The sequence below is a fragment of the Lysinibacillus sphaericus genome, from assembly GCF_006864135.1.
Lineage (GTDB): Bacteria > Bacillota > Bacilli > Bacillales_A > Planococcaceae > Lysinibacillus.
Genome location: NZ_SADV01000012.1, coordinates 63424 through 89624, shown reverse-complemented (window position 1 = coordinate 89624; position 26201 = coordinate 63424). Strand labels below are relative to the sequence as shown.

Below are 26201 nucleotides of genomic sequence, written 5' to 3'. Positions count from 1 at the left end.
TTTTTTAACTCCCTCATTCGAGAGAGTCACTTTTATTCATAATTTCAATAGCTTGATGTACAAATTTTGATTGTACTTGAACAATTTCAAGCATATTATCAAATGCTAGTTGTGTTAATGCTGGTAGTTTTCCTTGCATAGCAATTAATTTTGCCTCATAACCAGTATTGATCGCCTTTTCTTCTTGTTCCAAAATTTTTTTTTGTTTTTCTAATGCATCCACCGCTTTAGCTTTTGGCAGTTTAAATGCAAAGGACACACCAGAATATAAAGTTGTAGGATAAACTACAGAGGATTTTTCAAGAGCCTCGATAATTAATTCTTGCTCATGTGCCCTGCCCTTTTCAGTAATTTGATAAATTGCTTTTTGTCGAAGACCTGTGGATTCAATACTAGCCACCTCTATATAACCATCTTTTTCAAGCTTCTTTAAAGCATTATAGATCGAGCCGATTAGCACACCACCCCATCGTTCAGCGTCACTTAATTCAAGCATTACTTTAATATCATAGCCAGTCATTGGTTTTAGCCCTAACATAGCAAGAACTAATAGCCTTGTCATAATAATCACCTTTTTATATTCAACGTTGAATAAATTGACTATAACGATTCTGCATTTTTTTGTCAATAGGCTTTTTATTTATTATTGAAATGTTGTAATAAACAAAATATATTACAATAAAGTATCTTATGATAAAATATATGATATTGCGCCATCAAGGGGCATGAACCAATTCAGGCTGTAGCAAGTTTATATTTGCTACAGCCTTTTTTATTTTTATTAATGATAGATATATTCAATATAGAACATAAAAAATGGAATGCACTCAAGCATGACTGATAAAGATATCATCAGTCATGAAAATAACATTAAGGTGAACAAGGAAAATACGACAATTTAATCAGAAATTTAGTATAAGCCTCACTTCAATTGTTAGACACAACTATCAATTGGAAGTGCCGCTTTTTTCTTATTTAGAACGAATATCTTCATTGTATTTCTTCGTCCTACATAGACCTTTTAATATATTAATTCAAGAATTTGCTGTGATTAGGTAAAGCAATCTGCTCAAATTCTGTCGCTAACTTATGCAAATTTCTAGTAAGCTCTTCCCCCTTCATCGGTAATCCATGTCCTGTAATAGCAACTGAAGGTTTTAATGCTTCTAATTTTTTAACGGAATCCCAAGCAGCCTGCCAATCCGTCGTGAAATATCGTGGCGGTCCGCTAATTTCTTTTTTTTGTAGCAATACTTTGTAGAGCGATTCTTGTTTAACCGTAACAAATGCATCTCCAACAATTAAAGCTCGGTCCTCTTCACGAAATAAAGATATATGCCCTGGCGTATGACCCGGCGTATGAATCCAACGAAAACCATCCATATATGGAATACTCCCATCTGACGGAAGCGCCTCAACGTTGTTTCCTAAGTTTGTAGCTTCATTCGGGAAAATTGATGATACTTTCGCTATTAAGCCACCATTGACAACAGGATCAGGTTCAGGATAATTTTTCATACCAGTTAAATAAGGTAATTCTAATATGTGAGCATAAACCGGCATACCCCAATGTTCAATTAGATCAATTATCGCCCCAACATGATCAAAGTGCCCGTGCGTTAAAATTAATGCTTTAGGTTTACTATTTGATCCAAATCTCTCCTCGGCTATTGAAATAATTTCCTTTGCACTTTTTGGCATGCCTGCATCAACTAATACGAACTCTTTCTTATGAGGTTCACCGTAGAGTACGATATTAACAATTTGAATCGTATGTTGGTATAAATCAGGCAATACTTCTACACCATCTCCACTCCAAATTGATGTTGCTGGAATATATTTATAGTCGCTACCATAATTCATATCTTTATGCATGGAAAACCCTTCTTTCTTCATCGAAATATAAACAATCATATTTTTCCTTTATACAGTAAAAATAAAGCAAGAAAAAAATGGATTATACTTAGCGACTTTCTTCTCTAAAATCTAGTAGTGATATTAATCGATCCAGTTCATTTCAATGGATTTTCTTTCACATGCATTTCCATCTTCACTTGATAGTGATGTCATTATTTTCACCTCTTCATGAATCAAAATTTCAAATGAACAATCCTCAACATTATGAAACGTTCAGAGCCAACTTCCGCTCCATGTCTCTTTTCTTTAATTCCTTTCTATCACTCATACAAAAGCTTCTACGCCAATCAATCAATGCATCCTTACAATCGATGATAAGTAATTAAATAGTCGTATTGTATATCATTTACTCAAGATGTATAATTTTACTATATTTTTTGGAATCGAGTGATTCTAAATTAAACTGTGCCGCATTAAAAATATGGAGAGGAATGTGATGGTTTGAAGATTTTTCTAATTATTGTAGGGATTGTAGTTTTAATTTTCGTGGCTATGTCTATAGCGGTCAATGTATTTAATAAAAAGAATAAAAAACAACGAACAGAACTGGAGTTGGCTAACCGTTTACCAAAAGAGAAACAGCATTTGCTTGCCTACGGCGCCACCCTCGCTCTTTATCGACTTGAGTCGCCACGGACATTGCAGGTGATGGAAAATCCTGAAATTTTGAAAGATGGCCTTTCTGCTGCCTGGGAGGTTAATAATACAGAGGAGGCTGTACAAACTCTGGAATGGCTGCTATCGGAAGGACACCGTACGAAGTTTAATGAGCTGCTTCTAGCATTGAAAGCGGGTCAGTCTTTTACAGAGGAAGAGGTGGGGAAATCGCAGGAATGCTACGAATCAGCCCAAGAAGGGATGATGAAAAGGCTTTCCTTTACGAAATCCGATTTTGACCAGGTAAACACTATTGCTGCATGGGATTTTGAGCGAGCTATAAATATTGCAAGATGGAGCTACATAGTTGGTTATTTAACCGAAGAGCAGGCATGGAACTATATAGAGAGAGCTGCTGACGCCGCCAGCCCTATCTTCCAATCCTGGAATGAATATTTTATTTCATTTGCATTTGGTCGAGCCATTGCTTACGAAGGTAAAATTAACGATATCATTTGGAAAGGAAAAGAACTGCTGGATGAGAAAGACTCGATTTGGAATGAATTTAACTTTAAGCGATCAACGGTACAGGAATCTGTAGCATTGGACAAGGTATGAGAAAAAAGAATTGATTAAATCTAAAAACCTGCTAGATATTAGCTACTTTCTGAGCTCATATCTAGCAGGTATATTTATTTACGAACAGCTTCAAATGTAATTAATGAATGCTCTTTTGAAGGCTTCTTGTTATAAACATATTCAGCCGAGCAAGTAATATTAGAAAAACCTATGTTTGTTAATATAAGCTTGAATTCTTCTATTCCGTACCATCTCAATGGAAATCTTTGTAACTCTGAATCAATTAATTTACCATTTCGCCATTTTTCATATTTTAAAATGGTTAGCGTATATTGCTCGATCCAGTTCATTTCAACGGCTTTTCTTTCTATTGCAATTCCTTCCTCTTGCGAAATTTCATAGTAGGATGAAGTAATTTCCCCTGTTCGCCAGTCTGTAGGTAAAAGCATGTCTACAATTAGGCGTCCTCCAGGGATCAAATGTTTATACATACATAATAATGCATCCATCGCATCTTTTGAATTCTCGATTAAACAGAACGAACCTGTCGGCATAACAATCGCTTCATATTTTGAGTCTAATGAAAAATTGCTTAAGTTACCTTCATATAAATTTGGCTTTAACCCTCTTTCAATGGAGTGTTTTCGGCATAAATCTAACATTTCAGGTGAGTAGTCAATTCCCTCAACATCGTATCCATTTTCAAGTAAAGGGATTAAGAAGCGTCCAGAGCCAGCTCCCGCTTCAAGTACTCTTCCCTTAGTTCCTTTTAAGCGTTCAAGATAATATTCAATATCCCCACCAATAGAATATCCAACTGGTTTTGTCAAATCATAAAGTTCTGTACATAAAGGTCCGTAATTACTATACATTTCAATTCCTCCGATTTCGTGCAGAAGAATCTATTATTCTTACTTCTTCCACACCTTATATTGGTTTGTTGGAAAAATAGAGCTGACTATCATCATAAATCACTCACTTTCTGTATAATATAGTAAAATTATACATAATAAAAGAATGCCTTTCAATATGTTTTTATTTCAATAATCACCATAGTGTGTGGTCGATTAAGTTCTGACTAGGTGTATTGTTGCTGCCGCTTCGCTTTCGCACTGATAAAACATTAAAAGGCATCGTTTTATCATCCCACCATTTAGATGCTTAGATTGATTTATTTAAAGACCTCCTTCAAAAAAAAGAGATTGGTTTCCAATCATTTCTACAATATAATGTACGAAAAACGTAAAAAAAATAAGGAGAGTATGCTATGAATATCGAAAAAGTGTTTGCAGAGTTCCCATTATTAAGCTCCGATAATATTATGCTAAAGAAAATTGAAGATGCACATTTACCAGAATTATTTGCAATCTATGATAATGAAAAAGTCTTTGAATATTGTGGGATACTCCCGAAGCATAATATCCAAACAGTACGTAAAATGATTGGACACTTTGACAGAGATTATCAAAAGAAAACGAGAGTTAAATGGGGCATTTTTCAAAAGTCTCATAACGATCAATTAGTGGGCATTATAGAAGCAATGGATTTTAATCAAAAAGTGAATATGGTTACGATTGGTACCTTTTTAGCAGAGAACTATTGGGGTAAGGGCCTTGCGACAGATGCAGTTAAAATAATTGTCAATTTTTTATTTGAGGAAGTTAATATAAATCGCATACAGGCTGAGGTTATGCCATTAAATGAGGCATCTAAAAAGGTGCTCCTAAAAAATGGATTTTCTCAAGAAGGACTTATAAGACAAGCTGCATTATGGTCTGGTAAAGGAGTTGTAGATTTGGAAATATACGGATTACTTAAAGAAGAATACACGGTGAACTAAATAATTTAGTAATCTTTAGTCAAAGGTATGTACACATCAATCTTCGGACATCAAATATGAGATAATGAATTAATATTAACAACCGAAAGAGTGATTCTATTGACTAATGAGCATAAATCTAGCAACTTACACTACTTTAATATACGAATAGCTTATTTGATAGCTATTGTGATCACCATCTTTTTAGGTCTAGCATCTAGAAAATGGAGTCTTCTACTTCCGTCATTGGTAGCACAGAACGCAGGGGACATGCTTTGGGCTATGATGGTCTATTTCGGATTTCGATTGTTGCTAGTGCGTAAGAGTACCCTAACAGCCATTCGGCTCAGTTTTTTGTTTAGCTTCGGCATAGAATTTAGCCAGTTGTATCAGGAAGACTGGATTAATCAGATTCGTGGGACAACGCTCGGGGCTTTGATACTTGGCAAAGGTTTTCTTGTTGAGGATTTGCTTCGATATTCAGTAGGGATTACAATAGCTACTGTATTAGATAAGATGGCACTTACGTTCACTTCTCGTAATTAAATTAATATTTATCAATCAGTTTTCTTTGACAAAAGTTCCGCTCCGTCATATTCCATGTAAACCCTATAAGAGAGACTTTTTTAGTGCCTATCTTATAGGGTACATTTTATTTAGTATAGGCTATTAATCAAACTTTAGTTGAAATTATGGCCATTTATTCATTAATCCAATCAATCAATTCTCTATCAAATATATCCGGTTGTTCAAACATTGGGTTATGGCCACTTTTTTCAAAAATGACCTTCTTCACATTTTCATTTGAATAATCAATGACACCCCAGAGCGAAACAGGAGCGACTAAATAATCATATCTCCCTAACCCTACAAAAATAGGCTTATCTAAGTGAGCCATAGATTGGATTAGATTTTGTTCAGCAAAAGCTACACCCCAAAGGTAATCAATAACTTCCATATTTGTATAGACGCCATCCCACATATAAGCAGCATCGAACGTATAATCATAAAAGCTATGCGCCCCCATGCGAATACACATATGCACAAATCGTCTTTCAGGATCATAGTGAATATCCTTCTCTAAAAAAGCAATATCATGCTCAAATTGCTTTGTACGCTCAGCACTAGCAGTCTCATTAAAAAATGAAAAACTTTGCTGCTGTCTCTCTTGACTGTTTGTTGGTGCTGAATTTAATAAAATGACCTTCTGAACATACTGAGGATATTTTTCGGCATATGCCAAAGCCATAAATGCGTGCCCAGAATGTCCTAAAATGATGAAATCCTCAAGCTTTAGCCATTGTCTTGCTGTTTCGATGTCCTCAACAATTTTATCTAAAGTATAATCTTCTTTCTTTAAAGAACGTGGAGGCTTCGCAAAACCTCTATGGTCTAAGAAGATAAATTGAAAATGTTTAGATAAATTTTCCGAGAACAAGCGCGGATAATATACACTGCTACCCACTACCAATATCGGCTTACCTTGTCCCTTCACACAATATTTTAAATCAAATCCTTCACTAAAGATGCTTTGATAATTATTCATTATAATCGTCCTCTTTTCTTTTTATATAGAAGAGCTTCACATTGTACTCTTCGTTCTATCACTCCCTTTCTTTTTAACATTCCCGTGTTTTCTCCATAGAACGATCAAGCATTCTTATTCACCCCATTATTATTTTATTAATTGAAAAACGAGCGTTGAGCCACTTCGTTGTTGTCGATTTCCTACAGATACTTACTTTATATTTATCTATTTAATATGCGTGATAATATAGAAAAGTGAAATTTTTAAAACTTGAACCAAGTATACAATATGAATTCAAAAGTTTAAAATTATTAAATATTAGAAAAAATAGAAAGATAGAGGATACAAAAAATGGATAAGCGAGTACAACATATCATTACATTAAGAGAGAATGCTCGATTGGAAGAAGCAAATCAATTAATGGTTGCTTTAGTTAAAGAAGAGCCTGAAAATGGCTACTACCAATTTCAATGTGCATGGACATATGATTCATTAGGAAATGAACAAGAGGCTGTCCCTCACTATGAAAAAGCGATTCAATTAGGACTTAAACCCGAATTTTTAGTAGATGCTTATTTAGGATTAGGCAGTACCTATCGTGCATTAGGGCAATATGAACAGTCAAAACGTATTCTAGAACAGGCCCTAAGTGAGTTTCCAGAAGCCGAACATTTAAAGGTTTTCTATGCGATGACACTTTATAATCTTAGCGAGCATTCAAAGGCTATGGAAACTTTATTAAACACAGTAATTCAAACTACTAATCATAAAGGTATAAAACAATATAGCAAGGCCATTAAATTTTACAGCGATATGCTAGATCAAACTTGGGAATAACACGATAAAAGATCAGGCTCCTATTTGAACCTGATCTTTTCATATTACTAAATAGACCTAAAACCCCGTTAAAGTAAAGTACTTTGAGTACTCGATAAATTCAGGATTCACTTGATAAGATAGTGTAAAAGAAGGTTTTCATTGAAACGACTTATGTAATCCAAGTTATTTAAGTGTGAACATTTCAATTTGAAAAATCCCGTGGTAAAATAAGAACACGCATTCCCTCTCTCTTAATTTTCTTAACGGGAATATTTTGTTATGATAATAAATTGGGTGCGAGAATATATGTTGTAACTATAATATATAACGTCGGATAATCTGTTGTTTTTTACAGAGATGAAAAACAACTAGTCAGCAATTGATTGAAGTGAAGACCGAGCTACTCCTTTTGGCTTTAACGTCATAGATGATACTCTAGAGCGAGGAAAGACACGAAGTCTTATCGACCGCCCCCAGGACAGCGCTCAATCGAACGGAAATCAGCCCTAGTTCTTGTTTTAAAAATAACTATGGTAAAATTATTGATCATAACATGCTCTTTTTTGAATGTGATAGATAACTTTTTAAAGCTTGTTTATTTTTGAAATCCTTTTCGCACAAAATCCCCCCGTTAGCTGTAGCAGTTGGCCTGTCTCCTTAAATAAAGTGATTAAACATTTAAACACTTTCTAAATTGTTTCTAACAGATTTCTTCCTATTGGGAATTTTACTCCAATATGTAAAATATCTTAATAACCATTCAACTGGTCCCATTTTAAAATACTTTAACCAAACAATACTAAAAGTAATTAAAATAGCGTGGATTATAAAGCACACAATTAATGAATTAATAGGTATAAAACCAATTATGATACTAAACACAATTAGTAAAAGACTTTGTGCAAGATAATTTGTTAAAGACATTTGTCCATAGAACTTTAATGGTGTTAATATCACTTTTGCCTTGTCCCATTGTAAAATAATAAGAAAACTGCTAGCAATGATAGAAGCTACCGTATAACTTTCTAATATTTCAGGTACCACCGGATGAATCTCTAACTTCCTTACATAAAATAAAGATGCATAAATACAAATATTAACGATTAAAAAAATCGAAATATACTTTAATTTTCCATAGACATTTTCAAAAAATTTAAATTGTCCCATCGTATAGCCTAGCATCACCAATGCAAACCATTGACTTATGTAGGATAGGGTGTATAGCCATACTTTAAAATCATCATAATACGGCGGTTGACAAAAAGCTGTAACTATAGATAAGGCTATTATTGTAACCGTTACTATTAAGTTGGTCCACTTATTTCTTTTGAAAAATATTACAATAAACAGGCCAAGTACAGCATAAATCGTTAATACATCATTAATTCCTGGCGGTGCATAAAATGTATGGATAAGTCCTAATACAAATAAAAAACAGATTCTACGTAAAAACAAAGGGTATCTATTATTTACTTTTTGATTGGATCGATTCATAAAAAGATAGCACCCAGATCCAAATAAAAAGAATAAAATAGGGTAAAATTTTCTGTTAAATATTGAATATAGTGCACCGTGTAACTCACTATCAGAAAAAAAACCTAACATCTGGTAACCATTTACAATGAGTATTCCCAGCAAAGCAAATCCTCGTAAGTAATCCATAATATCTATTCGTGTATACGAATTTAGTTTATTCATTTCAATTCTCCTAATATAATTATATTTATAGTATTAAAAATCCCCAAAAATTAATTGTGTGCTTCACATACAACCTTCGCAATTTTCATTTAACCGATAGTATTGAGGCTTCCATCTCCCCATTAAATCAATAAGTACTAATTTAATTAACTCATGCTTTTCCATTTTTCCTCCTTAGGAACTTAATAAAAGTTCAATATCCATTTGATTTTATGGATTTTATTAATATCTGGCTAATTTTTTTGTAATCTGTTGTATCTCTGTTAAATCTGTAGATGATAAATCATAATTAGATTTGATTTCTTATTTAAACCATAACTACAAAATATAGTAATCAACATTCCTCCCATACCAATAAGGTTTGCTATTAGAAAACTCATTGGTTTTATTATTACCTTAAGGATATATTTTTTCTTTGTTCAAATGAATAACTGTCCCCTTACAATTGGAAATATAATCTTACTAAATTGTAACGATAGGAAAAGCTACATCTCGAATTAAACTATGGAAATTACTTGAATATCGATAATAGAATCCACTTAATCTTTATATAATTTTTCTCATGCAATCTTGGATCTCTTCTAAAACTAAAACGGAAACGCATTAGTATTACTACTTCAAGAAATTGTATTATATCCAATAGCTGTTACTTTCATGAAAAAGGCAGTAGTAACAAGGATCTGTACCTTGTTACTACTGCCTTTCTGTTATGTAGAATCAAAATATATAAACATGTAGAATAGTTTTGCACCGGTCTACTATAACCTTAAAAACTGATGCCATTGCTTCCCAATTTATTCCAAGCTAACATCTGCTACACGGTACTGCTCTTACATACACACTCGTACTACATAATAACTCTTCATGCTGTACGCTATGTTAGATTATCATAATGCTTCCAGATGTTGCAAAATTCCAACTTTATCATACAATATCCATTACTGAAATCGCGCTAGGCATTTAAATCATTTTCCCTGCATGTAATGATCTTTTACAAATTGTTCTCTCTCATAGGCAATTCCTAACAACTTGAAAAGAGCCTGTGTCGATTCAACACAGGCGCTTAACGTGACTAAAAAAGTTTTAATACAAAACATCCGTTTGGCGATTCTATCTAAACCAAATGTCTTCATTACCATACCCATAACTAAAACAGATTATCCTTTGAAGGAGCCATACTATTCGTTAATGGTAAAAAGTTGTGGTCATTTCAAGTGCTTTAAGTGGCTCTTTGATTGAATCAAGCGTATAAACAAGTTTTTCGTCCTGCCAAACAATCAAACTCCCTGATTCATAAACATCCAAGCGTGCAAAACCGTTTTGTTTTGGAATTGGTAGCATATGTGTTTCTAGAAATTGGACTGCCTGTTTTGCAAGCTTCACACCTGCTTCTGGATTGTCTGTTCGTGTATGTGTTTCAATTGCCCATCTACCCTCATTCCAACCAGTCCATAAAGAACCAGCTCCTGCATCTTGATAACCTTTAATGTTATAGCCAAGATCAACCTCTTGACCACCATTTTGACTAAAGTTCACAAAAGCAATTTGCTCATTTGCTTCTTTAGCATTCTGATATTGCTTTACTACTAGTCTTGCAATTACAGTAGCTGTCTTTGAATTTTTAAGCTTCGGATCATTGATTGGCAAATACTTTTTACTTTCAAAAAATAGTATTTCAACTTGGTTAGCTTCCGCCTTCGTTGTTGCAGTTAAAAATGTACCATCTGATATCGGAAGCCCTTTTGGTAAAGTTATAGTTAAATTAGTTTTAAGCTGGCTCTTAATATTTTTTAATACACCAGCCTGTGTAAGAGATGCTTCTGTGTTTCCCTTATTTGTTTTGGACGGTTCCTGATTTTCGTTTGATTGATGCTCTTCTTGTGACTTGTTTGGTTCGTTAGATTCTTGCTCCTTTTGTGGCTTGCTCGGCACGTTAGATTCTTGTTCCTCTAGTGGCTTGCTCGGCACGTTAGATTCTTGTTCCTCTAGTGGCTTGCTCGGCACGTTAGATTCTTGTTCCTCTTGTGGCTTGTTCGGCACATTAGGTGTTTCTTCTTTATCAGAGCATGCACTTATTATACTGAAACTTAAAAGCATGGGGATAAAAAGTACTTTTTTCATGGCATTTGCCCCCTAATTTCTTGTATTAATCAACTGAAACTTTTTATTTCATTTTCAATCTTAAACGAAGAACAGCTTTGTCTTCAAGTGGACAACTTGTTACACCTCTAATGGAATTAGAGTTCTTTAATGTGAAAGATTCCTCGTTTATGCTCAGGTTTTTCTATTCTTTCACTTCTTTTAGGGTCACTTTAATACGAGGATAATAAATACTCGTAACACCTTCAAAAGCGGAATCTGTGCCAATTAATAACCATAATTCTCCATTATCGTTGGTTTCAACCATAAAAGGGCGTTGGTTATTATTAAAAGGTTTTACCTCATACTTCTCACTATCTATTGTCGTTTTTTGCAAGTCCCCAATAATAAATGCATCTTTACCTTCTACTCCTTGGTTCCCTTTATCAATATTCATTAAATAAAATCCTGTTTCATCCATAACCGGGATCGGTTCCGTATTGGTTGCACCAATCTTCACAAATACACTTTTACCAGGAGATCCACCTACACCTATTTCATCTTTAGCATTTGTGGCTATATCGAAATCAAATGTCACACTATATTTTGTATTCGGTTTTAGCCGATCATTTGTATCCAATCTCTTCTTAACAAACATAAATAAATCGTCACTTCCATTATATCCACTTAAGTATAGACCTTTTCGTTTATTGTTTATCTCTTTAGGTAGTGACTTAAGGGAGAATTGGAGCTTATAACGAACTTTATCTTTATGTGGATAGTCAGAAAATTCACCGATCCATCCACTTCTATCCTTGCTAAAAGTTGATTCAACAATGATATCATCGTAATTTGTTACTATCTGGTCTACATCAATAAGTGTGACAAACGATGTTTTATTCAACAATAAAATCTGTTCTTTGGTTAAATCTCCAGCAAAACCACTAATAACGGTATCATAAGTATATCTTCTTGAAAATTCGCCAATTTCCTTTTCAAGTTTCGCATAGTCTTCTTTGTTGAGTGTTTTATTAAAACTAACAATTACTGAGAATACATCCGATGGCGAAGCTCCCTCAATCTTTCGAGTTAGTTCTTCTGATATTTTATATGGGAGAATGTTTACATCTTGTACATTACTGTCTGCTGCTAATGCCGGTTTAGTCATATTTAATCCTGAAACTGATCCGCAAAATACTAACGTTGTTGCCACTATTAATGGAATTTTTTTATTAATCATATATTGACCTCCTAAAATTAGATTCAGTTAATAGACGAGAATATGATTGGATTTTTTTCAAAAATTCTAATCCGAGAGTATCAAACTCTGCCATAAAGTTTTTTGAACTAGTAGGATGCACTTCTATTAAACCCTGCTTATTTGCGGTTAAAACTCACTTAATTATCTTTAATCAATGGGTAATACGGCACAACTCTTTTTGTAAATATTTGTGGGTTTATAAATTTTTAACCATTTTGTACAACGATAACTTTGGTTTATTGATTTCACCTGTAATCTGGTAGCCTATCCTCTGATACAATTTAATGGCAAGATGGTTCTCTTTCTTTACCGTCAGAGAGCATTTGGCGAAGCCTTGCAGGCAGGCCTGTTCCTCGGCAAACTCAAGCAGCCTGGTACCTACTCCCAGTCCCCGGCTTTCGGGCAATAATGCAATTGTTCCGATGTGAAACTCGTCATCTTCTCCCTCCTTCATGGTGATCATGGAATAAAGCATTTTGATATTCAGAATGTTATAAATAACAAGGCCCAGCTTTCGGAATGAAAACAACTGTTTAAAAGTTGGCCAGGGAAGACGATTTAAAACGGGTATGGGATAGCAAGTAATCATCCCTAAAGTTTGCCCGTCCATTTGAGCTTCATAAGCGTATTGATGACTAAAACGATTGTTCTCCTGCCGCCATAGGGTACTAAATGTTCCTTCAACTTTGTTCTTGTCCTCTGATCCTGCAAGTGGAAACGCCATGTATTCCAATGCCATTACATTTAGCTTGGCGCCGACCATGGATCGATGATCAGCCTTTACAATAGTGAATTGATTCATTCCCTAGTCTCCTTTTCTCTTTCTATATTATTGATGTTAATTATCATGTATTTATCAGTTCAATCCCCTTTGAACTCGTCCTTAGCTTTGAAACCATGATAAAACGTATTTAAAAAAAGCTCTGTAGCCGATTTTTTAGGCACATTACCTTCATGTACCTGTTCCCATGTATGGAAAAGCAGGGCATAAAGCGTATTCAAAATCCATTCGCTGCTAACCGTTTGCTGAAAGTAACCTCTTTGTTGTAACAGCTCAATAACGCGTCGTATGGGCTCCCTTACCTTCACTTCGGCTTCACCTAATTCTTTGTTGTTGAATACAGATGCATCATGACCTAGAAAATAGATTTTGTCACCTAAGGGGATTAACGCTTCAATGAGTTCCGGGATATAGTTTTCGCTGCTTTCCTCATCCAGTGGAATTTGGTTTACGGTATCACTTACCAGTTGTATAGCCCGATGGCCCAAGAACAGCATCAATTTCTCTCTGCTTTCGACGTAGCGATGAAGTGTAGCAATGCCAATTCCCGCATATTCCGCAATTTCATTCATCGAAGCAGTAGGATTTTCAACAAGCAATATAGTAGCCGAATCAAGAATTGCATTAAATCTCGCTTCCTTCAACGCTGATAATTCTTTCTTCATCATCAATCTCTCCCTTTTTCTGTATAAAGTCGTCATTTTTGATAGATAAACATATCATTTGAAATTAGCATAAATCATTTAAAACAAAGTGTCCAGCTGTTGAATGTAGCTTTTCAAAAAGAATTAACTACTGAAACGGATAGTACTTTGAATGTTCTATTTTTAGCATTTCATTATTTAAATGACGCTGATGAAATTAAATCAAAAGAGAAATGAATGACATTACTTGGTTTTTAAGCAATTTCTCACAATAAACTCCGATTGTACTTCATTTAATTGCAGAATATTTTTTTAATATAGTTGGTTTCTGCATAAGGTTAACGGTTTACTTTAAAATTCACTTCCGGGTATTTGTTCTTCAGCCTTTTAAGGGTTGAGCCGTCATCTTTCTGTTTTACATACTGGTCAAAAAATGCCAGGCTGAATTCGTTAATAATGCGATGAACTTCCTTTGGTTTTTCCCCTGGGCTCTGCAACAGAGGGGAGAACAAATGTAAATCAGTGAAGCTTGAATGATCCGTATGGGGAATGACCATTGACATACCACCGCCAGCTAACCCACGTTCATTGCGAACCTTGTCTTTATAGGTATCTTCATCAGAATCTTCATTTATGTCTGCACTCATGAGCAGAAATGGTTTTCCAATCCCACTTTCAGGGAAAACTTCCCCATGCAATGTGCCATCCATATCGATCGCTGCTTTGACACGAGAGTCTTCTGCAAGTACTTGTGCTGCGGTAGCCCCACCGTAAGAGTGCCCAAACATTCCAATACGCGAGGTATCAATCTTTCCTGTAAAGAAGCCGGTCTCATCGTTTTGATTAAGCTTCTCTAACTGGTCAAGTACAAAAGTGACATCTTCTTTCCATAATTTGATGTGGCGATCACGTAAGTTAAAATCAGTTAAATTGAAGGGCTGTACGTAAGCAGTTCGACCATCTGGAAAGACGGTAGCTGCAGCATCAAAGGTATGATCGATACCTAGAACAATATATCCTTGACTAGCCAATTCCTCAACTTCAAACGTGTTTTGATTACGAAAACCATTAAAACCATGAGAGAAAAGTAATATGGGGTAATGATTCTCTGAGTTTGAGAGTTGTAAATCCATAAACGAATGAGATTCTACCAAACCCATGTGGCTGAATGCAAATGCAGGAATGGACAATGTTTTTTCCAATCCCTTGGAGAGCTCATTTATGTTACGAATATAAGGTTCTCGATCCCCCTTGCTTTTTTCATCTGCAGGATACCAAATTTGCACCATTAGTTCGCGTCGATCGGTTGGATTTTTCGAATATGGTTCATTTCTCTGATCATCAACCCAATGATATAGCTTCGTACCGACCCTATGTGGGCCAGTTGGTTCTTCAAATGAAAATACTGGCATAAGTAAGGGTAGCGCAACTGCTACAAACAAATAGATGCACAACAACAAAGACTTAACTATGAATATACTCTTGTTTCTGAACCCCTTTTTCCGCTCAGCTAATAAATAGCATATAATCAAGATAACTGGGGATACATATGCTGGAATCATCTGCCATCTAAAACCTTCTGCCACTAGCTGAACTGTAACCATTACAACGGCAACCAAAGTAGCTAATTTAGTCCACTTTTTCGTTTCCCTGCCTATTAACAGTATCCAACTCAATATACTAAAATTTACAACTATCAAAACAACTTCCCAGAAATTCATTGGCCTATCTCCTTTGAATGCATTTTACTTCTAATTAAAGAGGTAGTTTTCAGTCTGAGCAAAAGCAGATGAAACACCTATATAGTTGCACCAATTATGCTTAGTAATCGTTTCATCTGCTCTACTCCTTTCTTCAAATCAAAAACTTAAAATGCCCAGCTACCTTTACGGAAAATTGGCTCTACAGTTCCATCTGGTAGAATACCGTCGATGTCCATCTCACTGCTGCCAATCATAAAGTCCACATGTGTTACTGAAATATTTGCACCTAACGCTTCCAGCTGATCATTTTCTAAATCTCTTCCACCCTCTAAACAAGTTGGATAAGCTTTACCAATCGCTAAATGGTTCGATGCATTTTCATCAAACAATGTATTAAAATATAAAATCCCCGATGCTGAAATTGGCGATTCATGTGGTACAAGTGCTACCTCACCTAAATAGCACGAGCCTTCATCCACATTCATAAGCTCCTGTAATAAATCGAGCCCTATCTGTGCTTCGGCTTTAACAATTTTTCCTTCTTCAAATGTCAGTTTAAAGCCGTCGATAATATTCCCTTGATATACTAATGGTTTTGTATTGCTTACATAGCCATTTACACCTTGTTTCATCGGTAACGTATAAACCTCTTCTGTCGGCATATTAGCCATAAAGATCGTATCATCTGGCGTTTTACCACCTCCAGTAATCCATTTATGCTGTGGTGCTAATGCAATTGTTAAATCAGTACCTGGCGCTGTATAGTGAAGCTTCGCATATTTTTTATTGTTCAGTAGGACCGCGCGAGCTTCTAAATTTGTTACATGTTCACGCCAGTTTTCAACAACATTACCTTCACCGATATGAACAGTTTTAAAAATAGCCTCCCATAATGCAGGCACTTGTTCCTCAGCTACTAAGTTTGGGAACACCTTCGATGCCCACTTTGGTGAAGGAACTGCTACCATCGACCAAGCTATTAAATCCTTCATTACGGCGTTGCGATTGTTGCTCAGAGCAGCCCCCGATACCTTTTGATAAGTAGCTAGACGATCGGCTGAAATACCTGCAAACTTATCAGGGTCTTCAGCATCTATTATTAATAGTGCTCCTTCACGTTCGATCAGCTCATCATTCATTTTGACGATCCATTCTGGAAAACGATTAAATTCTTCATCTGAGGCATGCTCAAAGTAAGCACGATCCATTTCCACATCCGAAAAATTAACATGAACACGTCCTGCCCCAGCCTTATAAGCCTCTTTCACAACTAAACGGGCGAAATCCAATGCATCCACAGATGTATTGACTAATAAGTATTGCCCTGGTTGAATATTGACACCGACTTTTACCAAAAGTTCTGCATATGCTTGTAATTTTTCTTCAAACGTCATATTATTTACCTCTCCTCTGTCCAATTGTTTTTTATCATCCGCTCGCTTGTCTTCATACCATACTTTCTGTACAGGTTTCTCAGAAATTTCTCGTGACCACTTTTCATACGCTTTTTCTTCACGATATGATAAAAAAAAATGGGGTTTTTTATCACTCATATATTTACCTCCTAAACTTTGATTCCATTAATCAGTTTTTCTTCACCGTTCACTCCCTTCTTTGAAAAAAGTTATCATTTTTGATAGATAAACATATCATTTGATATCAATATAAATCATTTTAAATGAATTATCAAGCCTTTTAAACTCATTTTTTCAAAAGTTTGGTAAAAATTGTGTAAATCTAGGTTCTACAGTTAAAATCCATTTTTACAAGAGATTAATCAAAATAGATTCTTTTCTTTTGAATGAACTGTCCACTTTAGTGAAGGAACTGCTACCATCGACCATGCGATTAAATCCTTCATTACGGCGTTGCGATAGTTTCTCAGAGCAGCTCCCGATACTTTTTGATGGGTAGCTAGAAGGTCTGCTGAAATACCTGTTAATTTATCAGGGTCTGCAGCATCAATTAATTGAATGCTCCTTTCCGCTCGATCAGCTCATCATTCATTTTGATTATCTATTCTGGGAAACGATTAAATTCTTCATCTGAGGCATGCTCAAAGTAAGCACGATCCATTTCCTCATCCGAAAAATTAACATGAACACGTCCTACCCCAGCCTTATAAGCCTCTTTCACAACTAAACGGGCGAAATCCAATGCATCCACAGATGTCTTGATTAATAAGTATTGCCCTGGTTGAATATTGACACCGACTTATACCAAAAGTTCTGATAGGCTTGTAATTTTTCTTCAAAAGACCTATTATTTACCTCGCTTTTGTCCAATTGTTTCATTTTAAAGATATAAATTTTCTTTGTTTAAATGAATAACTGTTCCCTTACAATTTGAAATATTATCTTACTAAGTTGTAACGATAATAGAATCCACTCAACTTAAGTAATTCTCAGCAACTCTTAGATTTCTTCTAAAAACTAAACCCGCTAATAGATTGTCAATAAAAATCTTTTAAATTAAAAAACACTTCATGCTATACTAAAAACCGCAACTCAAATAACCCTCCGAATTCTATTTGGAAGGTTTTTGTTGAATTTGAAAATGCTGTTACTATATAGTTTCGTGGAATGGTGTTTTCGTTTTTAAAATCGCATAAATCCAATGTAAAAGCTTATTTGCACAAGCAATAATGGCTACTTTGTATGGCTTTTCTTCCTCACGTTTTAAATCGTAGAAGGCTCGTAATCGCTTATTTCGTGCGATAGTTTCAGGTGTTGTTTTCTTTTTCCGACTATCTCGAATAGAACAACGAACAGCTGTATAAAGCATGTGACGAAGCCTAGCCGAGCCGCGTTTAGTAATGTGATTTTTCGTGCCTTTAAAGCGACCTGATTCAAAGGCACTGGGATCTAGTCCTGCAAAGGCTACTAACTTTTTCGGATGATTAAACCGATCAATTTCTCCGATTTCTTAAATAATCGTTGCAGCGATTTTTTCACCAATACCGGGGATTGATTGGAGTAATTCATATTCTTCAAGTTGTGCCGCTAACTCATCAATCTCACGCACCAACGTAGAAAGTTGTTGGTGGTACACTTGAAGTATTGGAGTAAATCAATATACATATTCAAACTGACTAGAAGACTTTGATAAAGAGTTGATTGAAATGGATTGCGTTCTGCAGCTCCGATTAATTTTTCCGATCTTTCAAGCCCCTCCACCGTATGTTCAACTTTCACACTATTTTTATAGGGCATTTTTTTATCCAAGAACATTTGAATCTGACTTTCACCTTTTGCGACATCCAGACCAACTACTGGATTCATGTTTATCTCCTCCTAAGGTAGTGTATTGACCGGTAACCTCTATCTAGCTTGTTATTCATATCTTCGCTTGTTATACGAGATCGTAATGTCCCAACCAGCCTAATCATGTGTTAACAAGTAGAGGGCGAACAGTTTAGTTGTCGGGATCAAGTCCCACGGGCTGGTCCGTTCTACTCCGGCTACTATCAATCTATAAATTGAATAAAAAATAGTCAACCAGATTTCTCCGGTTGACCTTATAATACGAACGGGGCAGTTTAGTTGAATAGTGCTATCTAACTAATGTTCAACAATCGGGCCATATTATTGAATAACATTCTTTAATGAAAGGTTCCCAAAACGACGCGAAAGGTTTGTGCTTTGTCTAATAAACAAATTTGATAAAATAGATAAATGACACACTTATAGAGGTGAAAATATGAATGATATTTTAAAACAACTAGCTGAAATTAAAATAGAATTAGAAAAGCCATTTCCTACTAGAGATATTAATAAAATATGTGAAGATTTTCGAACAGAAGTAGCCTGTATCAATCTGTTGATATGGTGTTTGACCAGCCGCCAAGGAATCTCCAATTGACAGGTAATTTTCAGTTTGAGTAAAAGCAGCTGAAACACTAAATACCATCTTGAGTATTGATGTACTAATTAAGCTTAGCTTAAAATGCCCAGTTACCTTTACGGAAAATTGGCTCTACAGTTCCATCTGGTAGAATACCGTCGATGTCCATCTCACCATTGCCAATCATAAAGTCCTCATGTGTTACTGAATTATTTGCACCTAACGCTTCAAGCTGATCGTTTTCCAAATCTCTTCCACCTTCTAAGCAAGTTGGATATGCTTTACCAATTGCTAAATGGTTCGATGCATTTTCATCAAACAATGTTTTAAAATATAAAATCCCCGATACTGAAATTGGTGATTCATGCGGTACAAGTGCTACTTCACCTAAATAGCAAGAGCCTTCATCCACATTAATAAGCTCCTGTAATAAATCATGTCCTACCTGTGCTTCAGCTTTAACAATTTTTCCTTCTTCAAATGTCAGTTTAAAGCCATCGATAATATTCCCTTGATAAACCAAAGGTTTTGTATTGCTTACATAGCCATTTACACCCCGTTTCATCGGTAACGTATAAACCTCTTCTGTCGGCATATTAGCAATAAAGTTCGTATCATCTGGCGTTTTACCACCAACAGTAATCCATTTATGTTGTGGCACTAAGGCAATTGTTAAATCAGTACCTGGCGCTGTATAGTGAAGCTTCGCATATTTTTTATTGTTCAGAAGGAGCGCACGAGATTCTAAATTTGTTACATATTCACGCCAGTTTTCAACAGCATTGCCTTCACCGATATGAACTGTTTTAAATATAGCATCCCATAATGCCGGTACTTGTTCCTCAGCTGCTAAGCTCGGGAACACCTTCGATGCCCACTTTGGTGAAGGGACGGCTACAATCGACCAAGCGAATAAACTTTTCATGACGGCGTTGCGATAGTTTCTTAGAGCAGCTCCTGAAACCTTTTGATAGGTAGCTAGACGATCTGCTGAAATACCTGTTAATTTATCAGGGTCTGCAGCATCAATCCACAATAGTGCTCCTTTACGTTCGATTACCTCATCACGCATTTTGACTATCCATTCTGGGAAACGATTAAATTCTTCATCTGAGGCATGCTCAAAGTAAGCTAGATCCATTTCATCATCCGAAAAGTTAACATGAACACGTCCTGCCCCAGCCTTATAAGCCTCTTTCACAACTAAACGGGCGAAGTCCAATGCATCCACTGATGTATTGACTAATAAATATTGCCCAGGTTGAATATTGACACCAACTTTTACCGCAAGTTCTGCATATGCTTGTAATTTTTCTTCAAAAGTCATATTAATTACCTCGCTTCTGTCCAATAGTTTTTGAATTGTCCTCCACTGCTTACCTATATGCCATACTTTTTGTACAGATTTTCCAGAGATTTTATACGTATTTTCATTACGATATGATAATAACGTTGTGGCTAAATCTTTTTGTAAACTGGAAAAACTAAATATCGGATTAAACTATGAAAATTATATTATTTGAATAGCGATAATAGAATACACTCAATTTAATTATTTTATGAAATATTTCTCATGCAACTCTTAGATCTCTTCTAAAACTAAAACGGATAGATTGGGACGATTAGCATTACTATTTTAAGAAAGTAATTCTTCTGATTCGAGTGAGTATTAGGAAAAAGGACGGGGGATCTTTAGGCAGTATGGATTATACGAAGTTTGAAGTCGAAACTTTTTCCACTTTTAAATAACCCTATTCTTTAATCAATCAATATTTTTGGGATTGATTTGTTTCGAATTTATGCTGTTTTTGGCAAACTATATAAGTTTAACAGGTTTATGGAAATATTTCCAATAATAAAAATATGTTCTTTTTGATACTTATTTATGGCGAACAATTCCTCAATAATCCAGGTACCTGTACTAATTGACCACCCGCTCCTGAGATCGTATTATCCCTTAACATGATCCTTACCATATTTCTTATTTACATACTAAATTACTTCAAATCGTCGTGTGTCTATAAAATCAATATCTATATGATATGGATTTAAAAATCGTTCGAATAATAATTGATACTCTAATGGATCTACTTGAGTAATTTGTAACTGTATGCTACTAGAGAGCAAAAGAACCACACCTGGTCCTGTTAAGATACCTTCCCTTTTTGAAAATGGCCGTAAAATCAGCCACTATTAAGAAGTAAGAGTTACATCCCATTTTTCTAATGACTTCTAATTCAAAATCTAAACGCTCTTTATATTCTTTAGGTAAATGGCCATTTTTTTGGATCTTCAAACCTTCATATGCAAGTCGGTGTATGCATTCATTAAGTGTTTCACCATTATCTAATGGATAAACCGGCATATGAGCTTGATATTCTCCAAAATCGATATTACTGCCTCTAGAATGTTATTTACTGTTATAAGCCATGCTAGTTTTGTTTCCAGTACCATTGCTTCAACCGGTAATGGAAGATACTTCGAAACATCTTCAGGCTCTAATGAACCGAGCTTTTTACCTTCCGCTATGGCTGTTATTACTTCATATGCATAAGCATCTTCCTTCTGAAGACAATAACTTTCATTTAGAGCTGCTATATGTATACCTAATGAAGTTGCCAACTCCTGAATATTTTGCTCGGCATAATGTCTAGTATTGCATGTACGTGTTATACCAATATACAAGCAATCATTAAATATTTCTTTCATTAATTTGATTTCATTCATAGAGTTTAATCAACGATTTCCAACTATTGGGATAACTGCCATAATGCCCTTGGAATATGGTTTTACTCAATTCAACTGCATAACTTCATCATTTCGTTGCATGATACTACTCGATGCTTTGATTAAATAACTATAGCCCTCATTATCCTTAGCATAAAGTAATATAAGTAAAACATTATTAATACCAAAAGCTACATTAACTCTTAATTCTATAGTCGGCTTTAATTCGTGTTTCTTAAAGATAGACACATACTAAGTTAAACGGTATAAATTCATACTGGCCACAGCACAATTAGAAACCTGGTTTTCCTTTAGGAATGCTACTAAATGCTCCATTCTTATTGTACTTTTTAAAGTGTCCGCTTCAAAAATCCCAACAATAAAGCACGTTGTTCTAATTCCTTCTCTTCACTTTCGTCCGCTCCATACCTTTAGTATTTTAAAAAAAGAATGTTTGGAAATACTTCAGTTTCTTTCAAAGAATAGATATAAGTTTACGGATATTTTAAATTATATAGGCGGAGCTAAAGGGAATCTCCATCGTCACCTTATGATATTGCAATCAGCAAACCTTATACACGTACATCTGTCTAGTAATAATCAATTTTATCTCAGTACACGTACAGAATTTACGCTTGAATTAAAGGAGGAAATGGTAGATTTTATTCAAAATGCTAATGCCTAGTATTGTTTGTGAAACCAAGTCCTAAATATTTAAGAATAATAGAATAAACAAAAGCCGATAATCCCTTAACGTACAGGAAATCGGCTTTTTCTATGCGAAAAATTGCTTAGCGTACAAAATTTGCGTTTTGTTGTTGGTACCCCTACTATCACTACTTTTAATAAATTAACCATTTAGTGTATAAGAGAATTAATTAAATGAAACAGGTAATACATCTATACAACGTACAGTAGCCGTATTGCGTCGCTTAGGTTCCGATACCAGTTGTAAACGTCTAGGCGATTCGAGTAAACATACTATTAATTGTTGAATTGCTAGTTTACCAAACAAAGTCCCTACACAAGAATGCGGACCCCAACCGAAACCAAGATTTGGTTTTGCAGATCGATTTAGAATAATTCTATCTGGGTCGGGATATACTTCAGGATCTCTATTAGCAGCAGCAAGTAAAGTTAAAACAATTTCACCAGGTTTAATGATAGTTTCCCCAATTTTAGTTTCCTCAACTGCAAAACGACTTGTTCCTGTTGCTGGGCCATCATATCTAATTAATTCATCAACTCCAGAGTCAAGTAACTCTTGATTTTTAAATTGATCAAGAATATCTGGGTGTTCTAACAGTACAAGTAGAGCATTACCAAAAGATGCATATAACGTACCAAAGCTTGCAGTAAACATTGTGCCTGTAGTGTTACGCACATAATGTTCTGGTATATTAGCTTTCTGACTATTTTTTCTTATATAAGATAGAATTCCAGGCTGTTCTTCTGCTGCCAACCATTCTTCAACAAGTTCGTTGAGTTTTTTTCTTGCTGAATTACCGAGTTCTGCATTCTCTGGTACTAATCCGGAGTCCATCTGATAAGCAATAGCATCAGATATTTCTACAATAGATTCTAAGTCTGGTTCTTCTATGCCTAGCAAAATACATGTTAAACTTAATGAAAGCGGAGCTGAAACTTCTTTCATAAAATCAAATTCTTTATTAGAAACTTGTTTTTTGTAAATGTCCTCAATTAAATCATGAACTCTACGTCTAATACTTTCAATATCCTGAGAATTAAAAGCTTTTATCATTAGATTACGTAATGGCATATTAGCAGGCGGATCTAAAGTTTGAAGGTTATTTTTTATATCAGGAATATCAACACCAATACGTCGCAAATCCCTAGCAAACAGTTCGTGATTACGAAGAACTTCCCTACAATCCTCATATCTGGTTAGAACCCAAGATTTCATACCTTCATGCCAAAAAACGGGGGAATTTTCACGAAGTTGATGGTAAATCGGGTATGGGTTATTTAATGTTTCCGAATCCAAAGGATTATACTGTAATTCTGTTTTTGTCATAGCGATTCCTCCTACATCTCTTTATGGTAATATCAGTAAATTATTTATAATATAAGTGTAACTTATGTATACAAAAAATGGAAGTATATTTTCTGAATTGATATTATTTTAAGAATTATTTCACATTATATCTAAAAATTTGTAAAGATCATTTTCGAAATTATACACTTCTTCAAATTGGGTATTTTTAAATCTAGCACATAAAGGAATAACAATTGAATTTTTTAATTAAAAATAAATCGTAATCTCTACAGCTCTAAAAGCATTTATCACATTATCACCTGTTTTAACATTATAAAAAGACAGGGAATACGCCCTGTCTTTTTGTAATCATAATTGTTAGCATGTACACCCGTAATAATTAATAAGTTGAATTACATTTTCTTTACTAAGTATTAATAATTCCATTGCATATAAATTACCTCCTTTCAATGTATTTTTTAAGCTGCTTTTTGTTTTAATAAGTTGAATTACATTCTTCCTTACTAAATATTAATAATTCCATTGCATATGAATTACCTCCTTTCAATGTATTTTTTAAGCTGCTTTTTGTTTTAATAAGTTGAAATACATTCTTCCTTACTAAATATTAATAATTCCATTGCATATGAATTACCTCCTTTCAATGTATTTTTTAAGCTACCTTTTGGTTTAATAAGTTGAATTACACTTTTCCTTACTAAGTATTAATAATTCCATTGCATATAAATCACCTCCTTTCAGTGTATTTTTAGGCTGACTTTTGGTTTATTATTTAATAATCCTATATTCAAGATGTGATTTATCACTGTTACTTCAACTTTGGCTATAAATATCACGTAAATTGGAATATTTACACAAAAAATCCTTTTTTTATTGTTTGTTTAAAGAATTGGAATCTAATAAATTTCGAAAAGCTACTATCAAAAAGTTTAAAAGAAAAAATCCATAAACCAAAACCCTATTAATTCTTTATTTTCTATAATATTACATATTACACAATCGTTTTAAAATCCCTTCTTTTTTTGGAATATTTTTTTTATTTAGTCTTTTATTATTATAGAAGTTTTAAAACTATTAGATTGTAGAATTGAATTGCAGGACTGAATAAATAAAAAAACTAATTAATGGTTTGCGAATTTAAAATGCAGGAAGGTTGATTTCATTAGTATTTACTGTCCAATTTAATAATTTCCGATTTTCCGTTCCACTCCAATTTGGCTTCAACCTTCTCATTTTCAGTTGTATAAACTTCACAACCTGTACATCAGTAAAACAAAAGAAATAACATACTCAAATGGGTTCATTGAAAAATTATTCTTAAATAAACATTTGTAGCAGAGTCAAATACTCTGTTACTTTAAATTAGATTCTTAAATTATTATTGATTGTATCAATCTGTAAAGTCGTTGCCGATGTATATAAAAAAGAGCCTATAATGGCTCTTTCATCGTTTTTTATAAATACTAAGCCTTTAAAACACCTATTCGCTTATTACGGACGGTTTTAAAGGCATTTGTTTAACAAATGGTACAATTGGAATCTGTACACATAAATCAATTGAATTTGGTAGTTTATATGAACATATCAATAATTGTCTATCTCCTAACTGAATTGCCTGAATTCTACGTCCCTTTTTCAGTTCTTTCACCATCATGTAGTAGTATTTAACCTCTAAGCTGTATGTGAAGCAGTAATGTAAGATATTATCATGTTCTTCATGATATTGGTCGTGGCTCATACTATTTCACTCCTTTAGATAATCGAAATTAGCGTTTGAATCAATCGTAATTCTTAATTACAATATAGACGTTCATTTAGATTTTTATACTACTATTAATCAATTATTTTCGTTCTCGGTGAAAGTGAAATTCATCGACTACTATCTTCATTCTGTTAGTTGCTACACGAAATATCAACACTTCTATTGATTCCACCACTTCTAGGGATATCAAATTGAAGAGTTCTCGTTAACTTAAAACAATTCTCCCCCAAACATCATGATTGTTTGTCCGACCCACCATAGAGTAATTCACAAGGCTAAAGGATCTTTCAATAGAAAACAAAAGAAGTGACTACTCAAATGGATTCATCGAAAAATTTCTATTAAATAAACATATGTAGCAGAGCGAAATACACTGTTACTTTACTAAAAAAAAGAGCAAACTTTCGTTTGCTCTTCAAAATGCTTC

23 protein-coding genes and 2 pseudogenes are annotated in these 26201 nt (G+C 34.5%); 6 read left to right on the top strand and 19 right to left on the bottom strand.

Annotated elements, in window-relative coordinates; genetic code table 11:
• Positions 1-13: 13 nt before the first annotated feature.
• A complete protein-coding gene (locus C7Y47_RS15205; RefSeq protein ID WP_142509540.1) occupies positions 14-562 on the bottom strand; it encodes a PadR family transcriptional regulator in 549 nt (182 codons plus the stop codon).
• Positions 563-1029: 467 nt separating this feature from the next.
• On the bottom strand, positions 1030-1875 hold the full coding sequence (locus C7Y47_RS15200) for an MBL fold metallo-hydrolase (RefSeq protein ID WP_142509539.1): 846 nt from the start codon (positions 1873-1875) through the stop codon (positions 1030-1032).
• 483 nt (positions 1876-2358) lie between these two features.
• Between C7Y47_RS15200 and C7Y47_RS15195 the strand changes: the two genes are divergently transcribed.
• On the top strand, positions 2359-3132 hold the full coding sequence (locus C7Y47_RS15195; RefSeq protein ID WP_142509538.1) for a DUF1266 domain-containing protein: 774 nt from the start codon (positions 2359-2361) through the stop codon (positions 3130-3132).
• A 74-nt stretch (positions 3133-3206) separates the two neighbouring features.
• On the opposite strand, the gene C7Y47_RS15190 is transcribed toward C7Y47_RS15195, so the two are convergent.
• Positions 3207-3965 carry a class I SAM-dependent methyltransferase gene (locus C7Y47_RS15190; protein WP_142509537.1) on the bottom strand — a complete coding sequence of 253 codons (759 nt, stop codon included), beginning with the start codon at positions 3963-3965 and terminating at the stop codon, positions 3207-3209.
• A gap of 395 nt (positions 3966-4360) precedes the next feature.
• Here C7Y47_RS15190 and C7Y47_RS15185 point away from each other — a divergent pair, with 395 nt between their 5' ends.
• Both C7Y47_RS15185 and C7Y47_RS15180 read left to right on the top strand, forming a co-directional pair.
• Positions 4361-4933: a GNAT family N-acetyltransferase gene (locus C7Y47_RS15185; RefSeq protein ID WP_142509536.1), complete on the top strand. Its 573-nt coding sequence runs from the start codon at positions 4361-4363 to the stop codon at positions 4931-4933.
• A gap of 99 nt (positions 4934-5032) precedes the next feature.
• Positions 5033-5458 carry a DUF2809 domain-containing protein gene (locus tag C7Y47_RS15180; protein WP_255505203.1) on the top strand — a complete coding sequence of 142 codons (426 nt, stop codon included), beginning with the start codon at positions 5033-5035 and terminating at the stop codon, positions 5456-5458.
• A 154-nt stretch (positions 5459-5612) separates the two neighbouring features.
• Here C7Y47_RS15180 and C7Y47_RS15175 read toward each other — a convergent pair whose 3' ends face one another.
• Complete coding sequence (locus C7Y47_RS15175; protein ID WP_142509534.1) at positions 5613-6458, bottom strand: alpha/beta fold hydrolase; 846 nt, start codon at positions 6456-6458, stop codon at positions 5613-5615.
• A 333-nt stretch (positions 6459-6791) separates the two neighbouring features.
• On the opposite strand from C7Y47_RS15175, the gene C7Y47_RS15170 reads away from it, so the two are divergent.
• Complete coding sequence (locus C7Y47_RS15170; RefSeq protein WP_142509533.1) at positions 6792-7277, top strand: tetratricopeptide repeat protein; 486 nt, start codon at positions 6792-6794, stop codon at positions 7275-7277.
• Positions 7278-7937: 660 nt separating this feature from the next.
• Here the strand turns inward: C7Y47_RS15170 and C7Y47_RS15165 are convergent.
• The 9 genes and pseudogenes from C7Y47_RS15165 to C7Y47_RS26275 form a co-directional block, all read right to left on the bottom strand.
• Positions 7938-8957, bottom strand: coding sequence for a DUF418 domain-containing protein (locus tag C7Y47_RS15165; protein ID WP_142509532.1), 1020 nt, complete (start codon positions 8955-8957; stop codon positions 7938-7940).
• Between the two features lie 1185 nt (positions 8958-10142).
• Positions 10143-11078 carry a hypothetical protein gene (locus tag C7Y47_RS15160; RefSeq protein ID WP_255505202.1) on the bottom strand — a complete coding sequence of 312 codons (936 nt, stop codon included), beginning with the start codon at positions 11076-11078 and terminating at the stop codon, positions 10143-10145.
• Positions 11079-11241: 163 nt separating this feature from the next.
• Positions 11242-12276 carry a protease inhibitor I9 family protein gene (locus C7Y47_RS15155; RefSeq protein WP_142509531.1) on the bottom strand — a complete coding sequence of 345 codons (1035 nt, stop codon included), beginning with the start codon at positions 12274-12276 and terminating at the stop codon, positions 11242-11244.
• 217 nt (positions 12277-12493) lie between these two features.
• On the bottom strand, positions 12494-13099 hold the full coding sequence (locus C7Y47_RS15150; protein WP_142509530.1) for a GNAT family N-acetyltransferase: 606 nt from the start codon (positions 13097-13099) through the stop codon (positions 12494-12496).
• Between the two features lie 59 nt (positions 13100-13158).
• Positions 13159-13743, bottom strand: a complete 585-nt coding sequence (locus tag C7Y47_RS15145; RefSeq protein WP_142509572.1) for a TetR/AcrR family transcriptional regulator — start codon at positions 13741-13743, stop codon at positions 13159-13161.
• 317 nt (positions 13744-14060) lie between these two features.
• Positions 14061-15443 carry an alpha/beta hydrolase family protein gene (locus C7Y47_RS15140; protein WP_142509529.1) on the bottom strand — a complete coding sequence of 461 codons (1383 nt, stop codon included), beginning with the start codon at positions 15441-15443 and terminating at the stop codon, positions 14061-14063.
• A 146-nt stretch (positions 15444-15589) separates the two neighbouring features.
• Complete coding sequence (locus C7Y47_RS15135; protein ID WP_142509571.1) at positions 15590-16819, bottom strand: aminopeptidase; 1230 nt, start codon at positions 16817-16819, stop codon at positions 15590-15592.
• Between the two features lie 416 nt (positions 16820-17235).
• A pseudogene (locus tag C7Y47_RS15130) lies at positions 17236-17719 on the bottom strand (aminopeptidase); the annotation flags it as partial.
• 271 nt (positions 17720-17990) lie between these two features.
• Positions 17991-18574: pseudogene (locus C7Y47_RS26275) on the bottom strand (IS110 family transposase); the annotation flags it as partial.
• A gap of 550 nt (positions 18575-19124) precedes the next feature.
• Between C7Y47_RS26275 and C7Y47_RS24985 the strand changes: the two are divergent.
• A complete protein-coding gene (locus C7Y47_RS24985; protein WP_185903504.1) occupies positions 19125-19286 on the top strand; it encodes a hypothetical protein in 162 nt (53 codons plus the stop codon).
• Between the two features lie 79 nt (positions 19287-19365).
• Here the strand turns inward: C7Y47_RS24985 and C7Y47_RS15115 are convergent, their stop codons facing one another.
• The 4 genes from C7Y47_RS15115 to C7Y47_RS15100 all read right to left on the bottom strand — a co-directional run bounded on the left by C7Y47_RS15115 (position 19366) and on the right by C7Y47_RS15100 (position 21995).
• Positions 19366-20595, bottom strand: coding sequence for an aminopeptidase (locus C7Y47_RS15115; protein WP_142509528.1), 1230 nt, complete (start codon positions 20593-20595; stop codon positions 19366-19368).
• A 665-nt stretch (positions 20596-21260) separates the two neighbouring features.
• Positions 21261-21452 (bottom strand): hypothetical protein, encoded by a 192-nt coding sequence (locus tag C7Y47_RS26135; RefSeq protein WP_366151279.1) that lies wholly within the window; start codon positions 21450-21452, stop codon positions 21261-21263.
• Positions 21385-21633, bottom strand: coding sequence for a hypothetical protein (locus C7Y47_RS26130; RefSeq protein ID WP_142509527.1), 249 nt, complete (start codon positions 21631-21633; stop codon positions 21385-21387). Before C7Y47_RS26130 ends, C7Y47_RS26135 begins: the two co-directional genes overlap by 68 nt.
• A complete protein-coding gene (locus tag C7Y47_RS15100) occupies positions 21615-21995 on the bottom strand; it encodes a hypothetical protein (RefSeq protein WP_142509526.1) in 381 nt (126 codons plus the stop codon). The genes C7Y47_RS26130 and C7Y47_RS15100 overlap by 19 nt, the downstream gene beginning before the upstream one ends.
• A 355-nt stretch (positions 21996-22350) precedes the next feature.
• Between C7Y47_RS15100 and C7Y47_RS26125 the strand changes: the two genes are divergently transcribed.
• Complete coding sequence (locus C7Y47_RS26125; RefSeq protein ID WP_366151276.1) at positions 22351-22680, top strand: winged helix-turn-helix domain-containing protein; 330 nt, start codon at positions 22351-22353, stop codon at positions 22678-22680.
• Positions 22681-22869: 189 nt separating this feature from the next.
• On the opposite strand, the gene C7Y47_RS15090 is transcribed toward C7Y47_RS26125, so the two are convergent.
• Together C7Y47_RS15090 and C7Y47_RS15085 are read right to left on the bottom strand one after the other, a co-directional pair.
• Positions 22870-24030: a cytochrome P450 gene (locus C7Y47_RS15090; RefSeq protein WP_142509525.1), complete on the bottom strand. Its 1161-nt coding sequence runs from the start codon at positions 24028-24030 to the stop codon at positions 22870-22872.
• A gap of 1462 nt (positions 24031-25492) precedes the next feature.
• On the bottom strand, positions 25493-25750 hold the full coding sequence (locus C7Y47_RS15085) for a hypothetical protein (RefSeq protein WP_142509524.1): 258 nt from the start codon (positions 25748-25750) through the stop codon (positions 25493-25495).
• Positions 25751-26201: the final 451 nt, after the last annotated feature.

Excerpts from the sequence above, each read along its gene's own strand:
- C7Y47_RS15205 (WP_142509540.1), bottom strand. The coding sequence starts at position 562 with ATGACAAGGCTATTAGTTCTTGCTATGTTAGGGCTAAAACCAATGACT.
- C7Y47_RS15200 (WP_142509539.1), bottom strand. The coding sequence starts at position 1,875 with ATGCATAAAGATATGAATTATGGTAGCGACTATAAATATATTCCAGCA.
- C7Y47_RS15190 (WP_142509537.1), bottom strand. The coding sequence starts at position 3,965 with ATGTATAGTAATTACGGACCTTTATGTACAGAACTTTATGATTTGACA.
- C7Y47_RS15185 (WP_142509536.1), top strand. The coding sequence starts at position 4,361 with ATGAATATCGAAAAAGTGTTTGCAGAGTTCCCATTATTAAGCTCCGAT.
- C7Y47_RS15175 (WP_142509534.1), bottom strand. The coding sequence starts at position 6,458 with ATGAATAATTATCAAAGCATCTTTAGTGAAGGATTTGATTTAAAATAT.
- C7Y47_RS15170 (WP_142509533.1), top strand. The coding sequence starts at position 6,792 with ATGGATAAGCGAGTACAACATATCATTACATTAAGAGAGAATGCTCGA.
- C7Y47_RS15165 (WP_142509532.1), bottom strand. The coding sequence starts at position 8,957 with ATGAATAAACTAAATTCGTATACACGAATAGATATTATGGATTACTTA.
- C7Y47_RS15160 (WP_255505202.1), bottom strand. The coding sequence starts at position 11,078 with ATGAAAAAAGTACTTTTTATCCCCATGCTTTTAAGTTTCAGTATAATA.
- C7Y47_RS15155 (WP_142509531.1), bottom strand. The coding sequence starts at position 12,276 with ATGATTAATAAAAAAATTCCATTAATAGTGGCAACAACGTTAGTATTT.
- C7Y47_RS15150 (WP_142509530.1), bottom strand. The coding sequence starts at position 13,099 with ATGAATCAATTCACTATTGTAAAGGCTGATCATCGATCCATGGTCGGC.
- C7Y47_RS15145 (WP_142509572.1), bottom strand. The coding sequence starts at position 13,743 with ATGAAGAAAGAATTATCAGCGTTGAAGGAAGCGAGATTTAATGCAATT.
- C7Y47_RS15140 (WP_142509529.1), bottom strand. The coding sequence starts at position 15,443 with ATGAATTTCTGGGAAGTTGTTTTGATAGTTGTAAATTTTAGTATATTG.
- C7Y47_RS15135 (WP_142509571.1), bottom strand. The coding sequence starts at position 16,819 with ATGACGTTTGAAGAAAAATTACAAGCATATGCAGAACTTTTGGTAAAA.
- C7Y47_RS24985 (WP_185903504.1), top strand. The coding sequence starts at position 19,125 with ATGAATGATATTTTAAAACAACTAGCTGAAATTAAAATAGAATTAGAA.
- C7Y47_RS15115 (WP_142509528.1), bottom strand. The coding sequence starts at position 20,595 with ATGACTTTTGAAGAAAAATTACAAGCATATGCAGAACTTGCGGTAAAA.
- C7Y47_RS26130 (WP_142509527.1), bottom strand. The coding sequence starts at position 21,633 with ATGCCGGTTTATCCATTAGATAATGGTGAAACACTTAATGAATGCATA.
- C7Y47_RS15100 (WP_142509526.1), bottom strand. The coding sequence starts at position 21,995 with ATGAATGAAATCAAATTAATGAAAGAAATATTTAATGATTGCTTGTAT.
- C7Y47_RS15090 (WP_142509525.1), bottom strand. The coding sequence starts at position 24,030 with ATGACAAAAACAGAATTACAGTATAATCCTTTGGATTCGGAAACATTA.
- C7Y47_RS15085 (WP_142509524.1), bottom strand. The coding sequence starts at position 25,750 with ATGAGCCACGACCAATATCATGAAGAACATGATAATATCTTACATTAC.